At 31.5% G+C, this 10030-nt stretch carries 11 protein-coding genes; all 11 read right to left on the reverse strand.

What is annotated here, in order from left to right; genetic code table 11:
* Positions 1–33: 33 nt before the first annotated feature.
* Positions 34–921, reverse strand: coding sequence for an HlyD family secretion protein (locus ES044_RS14570; RefSeq protein WP_147120087.1), 888 nt, complete (start codon positions 919–921; stop codon positions 34–36).
* A gap of 85 nt (positions 922–1006) precedes the next feature.
* Positions 1007–2260 carry a TolC family protein gene (locus ES044_RS14575; RefSeq protein WP_147120086.1) on the reverse strand — a complete coding sequence of 418 codons (1254 nt, stop codon included), beginning with the start codon at positions 2258–2260 and terminating at the stop codon, positions 1007–1009.
* A gap of 1 nt (position 2261) precedes the next feature.
* Positions 2262–2873 carry a TetR/AcrR family transcriptional regulator gene (locus ES044_RS14580; RefSeq protein ID WP_147120085.1) on the reverse strand — a complete coding sequence of 204 codons (612 nt, stop codon included), beginning with the start codon at positions 2871–2873 and terminating at the stop codon, positions 2262–2264.
* Between the two features lie 89 nt (positions 2874–2962).
* On the reverse strand, positions 2963–4000 hold the full coding sequence (cydB, locus tag ES044_RS14585) for a cytochrome d ubiquinol oxidase subunit II (RefSeq protein WP_147120084.1): 1038 nt from the start codon (positions 3998–4000) through the stop codon (positions 2963–2965).
* A gap of 11 nt (positions 4001–4011) precedes the next feature.
* Positions 4012–5364, reverse strand: a complete 1353-nt coding sequence (locus tag ES044_RS14590; protein WP_147120083.1) for a cytochrome ubiquinol oxidase subunit I — start codon at positions 5362–5364, stop codon at positions 4012–4014.
* 80 nt (positions 5365–5444) lie between these two features.
* The gene (locus tag ES044_RS14595) at positions 5445–6026 is read right to left on the reverse strand and encodes a methyltransferase domain-containing protein (RefSeq protein WP_147120082.1); all 582 of its coding nucleotides are present in this window, start codon (positions 6024–6026) and stop codon (positions 5445–5447) included.
* Between the two features lie 80 nt (positions 6027–6106).
* Positions 6107–6403 carry a thioredoxin gene (trxA, locus tag ES044_RS14600; RefSeq protein ID WP_147120081.1) on the reverse strand — a complete coding sequence of 99 codons (297 nt, stop codon included), beginning with the start codon at positions 6401–6403 and terminating at the stop codon, positions 6107–6109.
* 8 nt (positions 6404–6411) lie between these two features.
* Entirely contained in the window at positions 6412–7413 is a 1002-nt protein-coding gene (locus ES044_RS14605) for a DUF3365 domain-containing protein (protein WP_018943467.1), read from the reverse strand.
* A gap of 51 nt (positions 7414–7464) precedes the next feature.
* Positions 7465–8106 carry a Crp/Fnr family transcriptional regulator gene (locus ES044_RS14610; RefSeq protein WP_147120080.1) on the reverse strand — a complete coding sequence of 214 codons (642 nt, stop codon included), beginning with the start codon at positions 8104–8106 and terminating at the stop codon, positions 7465–7467.
* Between the two features lie 467 nt (positions 8107–8573).
* Complete coding sequence (locus ES044_RS14615) at positions 8574–9461, reverse strand: hypothetical protein (protein ID WP_223269224.1); 888 nt, start codon at positions 9459–9461, stop codon at positions 8574–8576.
* A 266-nt stretch (positions 9462–9727) separates the two neighbouring features.
* A complete protein-coding gene (locus ES044_RS14620) occupies positions 9728–9904 on the reverse strand; it encodes a lipoate protein ligase C-terminal domain-containing protein (protein WP_223269225.1) in 177 nt (58 codons plus the stop codon).
* Between the last annotated feature and the right edge of the window lie 126 nt (positions 9905–10030).

Here is a 10030-nt window from a genome sequence, read left to right on the forward strand (position 1 = left end):
CTTTTAGCATTTTAGTAATTATTTTTTATTTAATTAATTGTCTGTCCACATTTCTGCTGGCATCCCAATTTTCAAACTTCCATCGTTTACAACATTCACTTTTACGGCATACACCAACGCAACTCGTTCTTCTTTTGTTTGAATTATTTTGGGTGTAAATTCTGCTTCAGAAGCAACCCAACTAACAACTCCTTTATAAGATTTCATAACATCTACCGCATCAATTTTAATAGTAACTTCTTGTCCAATTTTAAGGTTTGATAATTGTGTTTCACTTATATAAACTCGCAATTGCATCTTACTTAAATTTGCTATTTTATATAAAGGTTTTCCAAAAGCGGTAATTTCATTTGGCTCCGCATATTTGGTTAAAACGGTTCCATTTACGGGGTTTATGATTTTACTTTTTTTAATTTGATCCGTAATTTGTTCTAATTGAACATCAATACTTTTTAGTTCATTTACAACGGGTGCATTCTGAATTTCTATACTTCTAACTTGACTTTTAAGAACATCAATTTCACCAGAAATAACATCTAATTGTTTTTGTGTGGCAGCATTCTCTTTTATTAAGTTTTCTGTTCTAGCTTTGCTGATTTCTGCTGTTTTCATTTTCGATTTTAACACAGAAATTTGAGATAAAACACCTTTCGATTTTAAACGAACAACAGCTTTTGAAATCAAAATTTGTTCGTATTTTAATGCCAACTGCACGGTGTCTATAAAACCAATAAATTGATCTTTTTTAAGTTGATTTCCCTCATCAACATTAAACTGAATTAATTTTCCGTTATTTTCTGCTGAAATGGTTATTTCTGTTGCTTCAAAATTACCATAACCGTCTGCTTTTCCTGCATCGTTTCCGCAAGAAAACAAGCTAAAAACCATGATACTTACTCCTAGTATATATTTATTTTTCATTTTTTATGTTTTTTATCTATTGCAGATTTCGCTGATTATTAAAATCATTTCTGCGATAATCAGCGAAATCTGCGGGAAACTATTTTTATCGTTCTCCCTTAATGGTATTATAATTTGCCTTTGCCAATTGAATTTCTATTGTGTGCTGTAATAAGGTATTTTCTGCTTCAAATAAATTAGTGAATTCAGTAATGTATGCAGAGGCTGTAACAACTCCGTTCTTAAGTTGAGCATCTATGGTTTGAAGTACTTTTTTACGAAGCTCAATAATCTGTGCATCAGAATTTATAAACATTGAGATTTTCTCAATTTCTTTTTGTTGTTTGTCTAATTCTATGTGGGTGTTTAATTTAAAAATTTCACGTTCATTCTCGATAATATCCTTGCCTATTGCAACTGTTTCTTGTTGTTTTCTATTGGTATTCCAGTCAAAAACAGTCCAATGTAATTGAACACCTAACGTATAAAATGTTTGAAAAGAATTATCTAGCATATTTAATCCTGGGTTGCCATAACCACCTGTTGCAAAGCCACTTATTTTCACTGCATTTTGTTTAGAAATTAGCGTTTCATAATTTTTAATTTCTTCTTTTTTAAGCTGAAACAACGCTAATTCAGGTCTGTTTATTTCGTTTTGTAATTCCGTTTTAATAAGCGGTACTTCAAACTCCGTAAAATCAGTTAAAGAGTATCCTATTAAACTAGATAGTGTTTCAATTAAGGATGCTTTTCTCATCTGAACCTCCATAAATTGTTGCTTAATTTTTAACAATTCAGCTTCTAGAACACTATCCGAAGAAGGCAGTAATACGCCGTATTTAATACCAGATTTTACTTCTTGTAATTTAGATTGTAATTGATTTTTTTTAGCTTCTAATAACTTAAAAGATTCTTGCGTTAATAGAATTGAAAAATAAAGCTGATTGATTTGTTTTTTTAATTGATAAATATGAGTGTCAAGTTCTTTCTGCTTGGTTTTTAACTGTCCGTTTTTTACAAGTAAGCTTGCATCTGTTAAACCTCCGTTATAAATAAGTTGATGTACCGAAAAAGTTGCCCGATATTGATCATTATTTAAAGAAGTTATATTTGAGTTCGGAATAGGAACTTCAACGACATCAGATAAATAGGTTGCTTGCGCATCAAAATTAAAGTGCGGTAATTTTGCATTAGAAATAATTTTGTTATCCAATCTGTTTTGCATTTCTAATAATTGGTGTTGCTTCACTAACGGGTAATTAATTTCTAACAAATTATAACATTCGTTTAGCGTTACCTTTTGTTGCCCAAATACAGACAAACTCTTAATAACAATTAAAATGAATACTAGTTTTTTCATCTTATATTTTTATTGAATTAATTATAAAGTTTGCAACTTCAGTTTTACGTTCTGCTATTATTTGCTGAAATGCTTCATCATCAACCGCTATTAAACCTTTAATTAAAGGTTTTGCCACAAAAGGAAAAACATTTAAAGCTAATATGTTAATAAACAATTGTTCTGCACTTATTTTTCTAATAAAACCTTTAGCAACCTCTACACCAACTTGCTTTTTAAATTTTTCGAGATTTGGAAAACCACTATTTTCTTTCATTTTTAACATAAAAGCAGGATTCCTATTCAATTCTTGAATGATAAAATTGGGTAAATAAGGGTGCTGTATAATAAACGAAATGTAATTTGAAGAAAAACTCCTAACCTTTTCTTCTATGGATGAATCATCATTTAAAATAGTATTTAATTGAGGCGCTAATAATGAAAATGCATTTTTAAAAACCGCTTCAAAAAGTAATTGTTTACTTCTGTAATAATAATGTAGCATCGCTTTGTTGATGCCAGCTTCATCTGCAATATTTTGCATTCGAGCACCTTCCATTCCTTTTGATTGAAATTCACTTTTAGCTGCTTCTAAAATGAGACTTTCTGTATTTTTATTTATTTTATTTTTCATTATTAACTACATGGTTTAACCAGTTGGTTAGCAAATATACAAAAAATAAACAAACTAATTTAGTTTGCTTATTTTTACTTTATTATACCTTAATAACTCGTGTCATCTAACTTTACTTTACCATTAAATGTTTTGTACAAAAAAACAAGATAACCGACTAAAAGTGGCGCTCCAATTACGACCATCGTGAGCATAATTCCTAAAGACTTTTGTGAAGAAGCTGCATTATAGATCGTAACACTGTAACTGGAGTCTATTGTAGATGGCAATAAAACTGGATATAATTGAAATGCCACAAGCATTAGTAAAAAAGCCATTGTTAATGACGAAAAAACCAACGCATTGGCATATTTTTTCTTCGAAACCAATCTTGGTACATTTGCAACTGCCAAAAATGCCAACACAGGAATGATAAAAAATACTGGGTTTTCTTTAAATTTGTCTATTACTCCTGGCAAAAACAAGAGTGTATAAATAGAGGTTATTGCAAAACTGATAATAAAAAAAATCATCCCTTTTTTTAATAAAAAAGTAAGTCTTGCGTACAAACGCCCTTCTGTTTTTAACAATAAGAAAATAGCTCCTTGCATCATAAAAAGACCTAAAGTTGTAAACCCAATCATAATCGCATAAGGACTTAAGAACGCAAAGAAAACACCTCCTTGGTATTTGTAGTTTTCGCCAATTGCAAAGCCCTCTAGCACATTCCCTAAAACAACGCCTAATAAAAATGCAATAGATGTATTGGATACAAAATATATAATATCCCAAGTTTTGCGCCACCATAACATTTCTTCAGCACTTCTAAATTTAATGGCAGAAGAACGCAACACCAAAAAGACTAAAAATAACATAAACGGAATATACATAGCGCTCAAAAGCGTAGCATACATTACCGGGAAGCCAGCAAACAATGCACCAGCTCCAATAATTAGCCAAACCTGATTCGCATCCCATAACGGACCAATAGCATTAATTGCCACTCTGCGACTCAAATCTTTTTTAAAAAATAAATGCCATGCACCAGCCCCATAATCAAACCCCTCTAAAACAGCGTATCCTGAAAATAATAATCCTACGACTAAATACCAAAGCGTTGGATAATCTATCCCTAAAAATGTTTCCATATATTCTTTATTTAATATTTTGGTAATGTGTTATCGGCTGCAACTTCAAGATAAGGTCCCTGTTTTATTTTTTTATTTACTGAATAAATAAATAATAAGAATAGTATCGCATAGACCACTAAAAATAATATGAGCGAAAATAGAATTTGATTCGCAGATACTTCTTGAGAAAAGCCTTCATCGGTTCTTAAATGCCCGTATACAATCCATGGTTGCCTACCCATCTCTGCTGCAAACCAACCTACTTGGTTTGCTATTTGCGGTAAAAGAACCGAAAAAGCAAAAATTCTTAACAGCCATTTTTTATCAAATAATGTACCTCGCCACCATAAAAAGCTAGCGTATAATGTTAGCGCAATTAAAAACATACCAATAGAAATCATAATATGATAAAATTGAAAAACTGCATTTACTTGTCCAGGACGTTCATTTTCTGGAAAGGCATTTAAACCTGTAATAGGCGCATCAAAATCTTGATGTACTAAAAATGATAATCCCCCAGGTATTCCAAGACCTATTACTTCTTGGCTAACATTATCTACCCAGCCAAATAAATATAAATCTGCAGGCCCAGATTTTTCATAATGCCCCTCCATTGCTGCTAATTTTGCGGGCTGATTTACTGCCACGCCATCGGCAGAACTGTGCCCAGACAATAATTGTGTTAAAGAAAAAATAGTGGCTACTGCAAGCGAAATTTTGAACGCCTTTTTTGAGATTTCAATATACCTACCTTTTAATAAATAATAAGCATGCACACTAAGAACTAGAAACGTACCTGCCAAAAAAGCACCCTGCCAAACATGTATAATTCTATCTACACTAGAGGGATTAAACACCATAGCCCAAAAGTCTGTGACCTCTGCTCTTGCATTAAAACCCTCTCCCACAATATGATATCCTGCGGGTGTTTGTTGCCAGCTATTGGCAACTACAATCCATACGGCAGAGAACATAGAGCCAAAAAAGACCATAATAGTAGAAAAAAAATGAACTTTGGGTGATACTCGATTCCATCCAAAAAGTAAAACTCCTAAAAAAGTACTTTCTAAACCAAAAGCAAACAAACCTTCGGCAGCTAAAGCACTGCCAAAAATATCACCCACATAGCGAGAATAAACAGCCCAATTGGTACCGAACTCAAACTCCATTATAATACCTGTTGCCACACCAATACCAAAAGTAATTGCAAATATTTTTAACCAAAAACGGGTTAAAACTTCATATTGTTTATTTCCAGTTTTTAAATATAAACCTTCCATAATCATCATTATCAAACCAATACCAATACTTAAAGGAGGATAGATATAATGAAAGGCAATCGTAAAAGCGAACTGTATTCTGGCTAAAATCTCTGTATCCATAACAATTGTAGTTTGCTATAAAGGTACTTTTATCAACAGAACTGGCTGGTAACAAAAGTTACAGATCAAGCTATATTTTTTTAAACTTTAATAAGCTGTACAAACAATTCCATTCCTTGCCTATTCGGATACGAATTGTAACAAGCTTCCATTTTTTTGATCTCAAAATGAGGTTGAAAATACTGTAAGTATTCATTTTTGTTTCCACCAAAAGGTGGATGATCATCATTTAAAATCGCATCAAATAAAAGGCCTACTAACTTGCCTTTAGGTTTTAAAATTGACTGCATTTTTGTGGCATATTCAGGTCTTAAACCGGGATTTATTGCACAAAAAAAGGTTTGTTCTATCACCAAATCAAAAGTAGCTTCGAGATCAAAAAAGTTAGCATGTATTAATTGCGCGCCTGGAAATGTTGGAATTCTTTTCTTTATATTTTCTAAAGCAATTAGAGAAACATCCACCACAAAAACATTTTTGAACCCACTTTTAAATAAATATTCTGCCTCATGAGAATTACCTCCTCCAGGAATTAATATTTTGACTTCTTTATCCTCTAACTGATCAAAATAGGCTTTTAAAGGCGGAGAAACTTCTCCTATATCCCATCCTATTTTGTTGTTTTTATATTTATTATTCCAAAAATCCGCTGATAAATCCATAAGACAAAGTTATCTATTTTATACATAAAAAAAAGCACTTGAAAATACGTTCAAGTGCTCATCTACTAACCTATTAAAAACTAACTAAAACTGTTTATTGTTGCTATCAAATCTTTTTTTTGCACCATTCCAGATTGTCGCCAAACTTGTTTACCCTCTTTATATAAAACCAAAGTAGGCACACCTCTTACTTCATATTTAGCTGCTAAAGATTGGTTTTTATCAACATCTATTTTTATGATTGCTATCTTTTCTTTTAGTGCTTCTTTTACTTCCTTTAAAATAGGACTCATCATTTTACAAGGACCACACCATTCTGCAAAAAAGTCTACTAAAACGGGTTTCTCTTGATTAATTAGTTCTGCAAATTTGCTCATATCTGTTCTTATTTTTTAAATGAAACACTCCAAACACCTCTAATTTCGTTGATGTCATAGCCTACTGCCAAATCATTTGGATATAACTTTGAAAGCGCCTCTATGGTACTACCTGATATTTGTTCTTTGGGCTTTCCATGACATTGTAAACACATTCCGTTTGTAGTAATTGGGTAATAAACACTTACATTAGTAGCGTTTTTTACCACAATAGGTTCTGATGCGCTATTATTTATGGTATTATTTTTAAAAATCTTAATATAGCCCAACTCTTCTTTATTTGCTTTATTATTAGGATTTCTTGGCTTATCTGAAACTCTTTTAATAGTTGCTTTATGAACAACTGCCATGCTATCTGTTAGCGGATACGCCGCTGTTTCACAAAACGCTAATGCTGCCAAAGTTCCTTCTTTTTGAATTTTACCCATTAGATTTTTTCCTAAAACTGCTTTTGTAGAAAGCGCATACTTTAAACCTCTTTCTGAATACGATAAAGTATCCTCATTTACACGAGCTTCTTGCATCATTTTACCTTTCATTTTTCCTTTTCCTTGACCATTGCCTGCTCCTTTTCCTTTACCTCTTTCTTCATTCTGATGTTTCTCAAACCATTCTGGCGATGCTATTTCAAAATCAAACATATATTCAGAAATTTGCTGGACGGTTTCTTTAGAAAAATATTGTTTCGGCATGACACCAAATTTTTTAATAGCTCCTGGCATTTTTGAGTTTTCTTCCGTTGGATGTTCAATCCAATTTTGCATAGAACTGATAAATTCTTGCTTTGTAATTTCTTTAGAAATATAATGTTTTTTAATGGCAACCATTGGCGGTGCTATTCGGTCATCATGGCTTGTTGTGGGATTGTGACATACATAGCAATTGTTCTCCATCAACTTTTTTCCGGCATGAATTTGTTTCGTAATTTTCTTTTTACCGTAAGAGGGTTCGTTACTTTTTTTACAACTAAAAAGACCTAAAAAAACTAAAATAAGGATATAATATTTCATCTTTTTTATGACAAAAGTAGCGAAGATAAAACCTGTTTTTAGTAACTTTAGTTACAGTTCTAAAACTTTAATGCTATTTCTAAAAAGTTGAATTTTCCCTTCATTTTCTAACTTTTTCAACAATCTAGACACCACAACTCTTGAAGTATGTAAATCTTCTGAAATTTGTTTGTGTGTGGTTGTTAACTCGTCATTTTGATTTACCATTGCCTTGTCTTTTAAATACTTAAAAATGCGTTCATCCATTTTTAAAAAAGCAATTGTATCGACAGCATCTAAAAGTTCTTCTACTCTATTGTGGTAGCTTTGCAGAATAAATGCTAGCCAGCTTTTGTAAGAACTTAACCAATCTGACATTTTTTCTTTTGGCAACATGATCAATTCAATATCAGTTTCTGCAACCGCCCTAATTTTACTTTTTGTTTGTCCCATGCAGCAAGATAACGTCATGGCACAGGTGTCTCCTTTTTCTAAATAATACAAGACCAATTCATCTCCATTTTCATCTTCTCGAAGAATTTTAATTGCGCCGGTTAATAAAAGTGGCATCGATTTTATGTAATCACCAACTTCTATAATCACAGTGTCTTTTACAAATTCTTTAACAACACCAGACTCTTCAATTTCTAAAATTAAATCTTCTTCGAAAAGATAACCAAAATTGGTTGTTAACTTATTTTCAAGTTCTGACATCTAAAAAGTGTTTTTTTTGATTGTATAAATTTACTGAAATTTAAGTTAGTAAAAAAAACTAGTACCTATATAAATAGTACAAAAAGCGTTTCCTGAAAATCCACATTCAGAATAATTTTATAGTCCTGATGATTAATATTACACATGATCCTACTAAAACTGTTGGTTATTTTTTAATTACTTTGAATACTTCAAATAAAAAAATAAAAAACTCCAACTTATCTGAACAGATTGTATGTACTTAAAGAATTTTATAGCAAAATTTCAAAGAAAATAGGCTTCGATTTTACTATTTATTTCTCTAAACAACAAAAAATGTAGTCTCGATATTGCTACCAAATACAATTTTTAGATTTCTAAAACGATGGTAAACTTAAACCAAGTTATATATCCATAATTTTTTTACAGTTTTAAAAAAATGACACAAAACATTCGCTTAAAACCTTAAAATACATTCCTAACTTTCGTTAAAATGGTAAATCAATAGATTCTGGTTTGATAAAATCTTTGGTATACGGATTCTCAATAAAACTTATAGGAGGTTTTTGAAATCGAAGAATTTCTTCTTTTTCAATACCATAAACCTGCCAATAATTAGAGAGTAATTGAGAGAATATATCGTTATTCCAAAGACCGAACACAGGTTGCTTACCATCCGTTTCAATTTCTATGGTAATTCTATTGTTTTCGTCTTTAATTTTGTAATCAGGACTGTATTGTAATATATAATCTGAATAATGAAATCTCGCGAACAACTCTTCAAACTGAATAGGATGTAAAACATGCCCTTCCATTTTGTCTAGTAATTCTTGCTGCTTCTCACCAATTACACCATTATCTTGTAAACAAGCGATAAAGCCAAAGCCATTAACGCCAAATGAGAACATTAAATTAATAGGATCATCGCGATAGCTAAAAATATCAGAGGTATATTTAAGTGGAAATACAGCAATACTCCATGGTTTTTTTCCAACAAAAGAAATAGGTTTTATGACCGATTGTAGCATTAAATGAAAGTAACCAAAGCGTTTTTTAAGCGTACTTGAAAGCACAAACTCTTCGCCTTTCGCTAGCGTTCTGTCTTTCTCATATTGCATTTCATAATATAAAAGTCCATAAACGATTCTACTTGTCCATTGAAAAAGCAACTCTTCATCGAGTGCTGCCATTCCTTCAAAACCATTTTTATATGCTGCCTCAACCTTTACATCCAACGCATCAAAAGCTTCTTTTACTTCGGCGGTACACGGCAATTTAAGATCTGAATACTTATAAGATTTAGCTTTATCCATCATCTCAATTTTTTCATCACCAAATTTAAAGTGATTCATCAACCATTCCGGAAAAACACTCATATTTTTAGTTGTCAAATCTCCTGACAGGAAGCAAAAGTGTTCGTTTAAAACCAAGTCCTGAAAAGGATTAAAAAGCGGTTGGGACATAAATATAGAAATTAATTTTTAAGTTTATTTTGCAAATGTAGCCATAAATTATTGCTTACTTTCCCAAATTTAGCTAGAAGTTAGCGCCAATAATCGATGTAATTAGTTCGTGTACAATTTTTATTTTCATCCATTATATCAGGTATATTGAAGATAATACGAGATTAAATTTAAAGCTATTATGCATCAGTGCTAAATAATAAGTCCATAAATTCTGATGTAGACACGTTGCCAAAATAATCCGCTATTTTAACTCCAGTAAGTTTTCTTGAAATCTCTTCTTTATCATACTTTACGCCAATCAAAAGATTTTCTAGATTTTCTAAAGGCTCTTTACCGAAGAAATCTCCAAAAATTTGTAACTATTCAGCCTTTAAAACAGCAATAGTTTTAAAAGCAGCGAAAATATTTTGACCATTCTTAATACAGGTATCTGTTACTGATCTAATAACTGCATATATCTGTGCACCATTTTCAGTTTT

This window comes from Polaribacter sp. IC066, from assembly GCF_007997085.1.
In the GTDB taxonomy this organism is placed as follows: Bacteria; Bacteroidota; Bacteroidia; order Flavobacteriales; family Flavobacteriaceae; genus Polaribacter.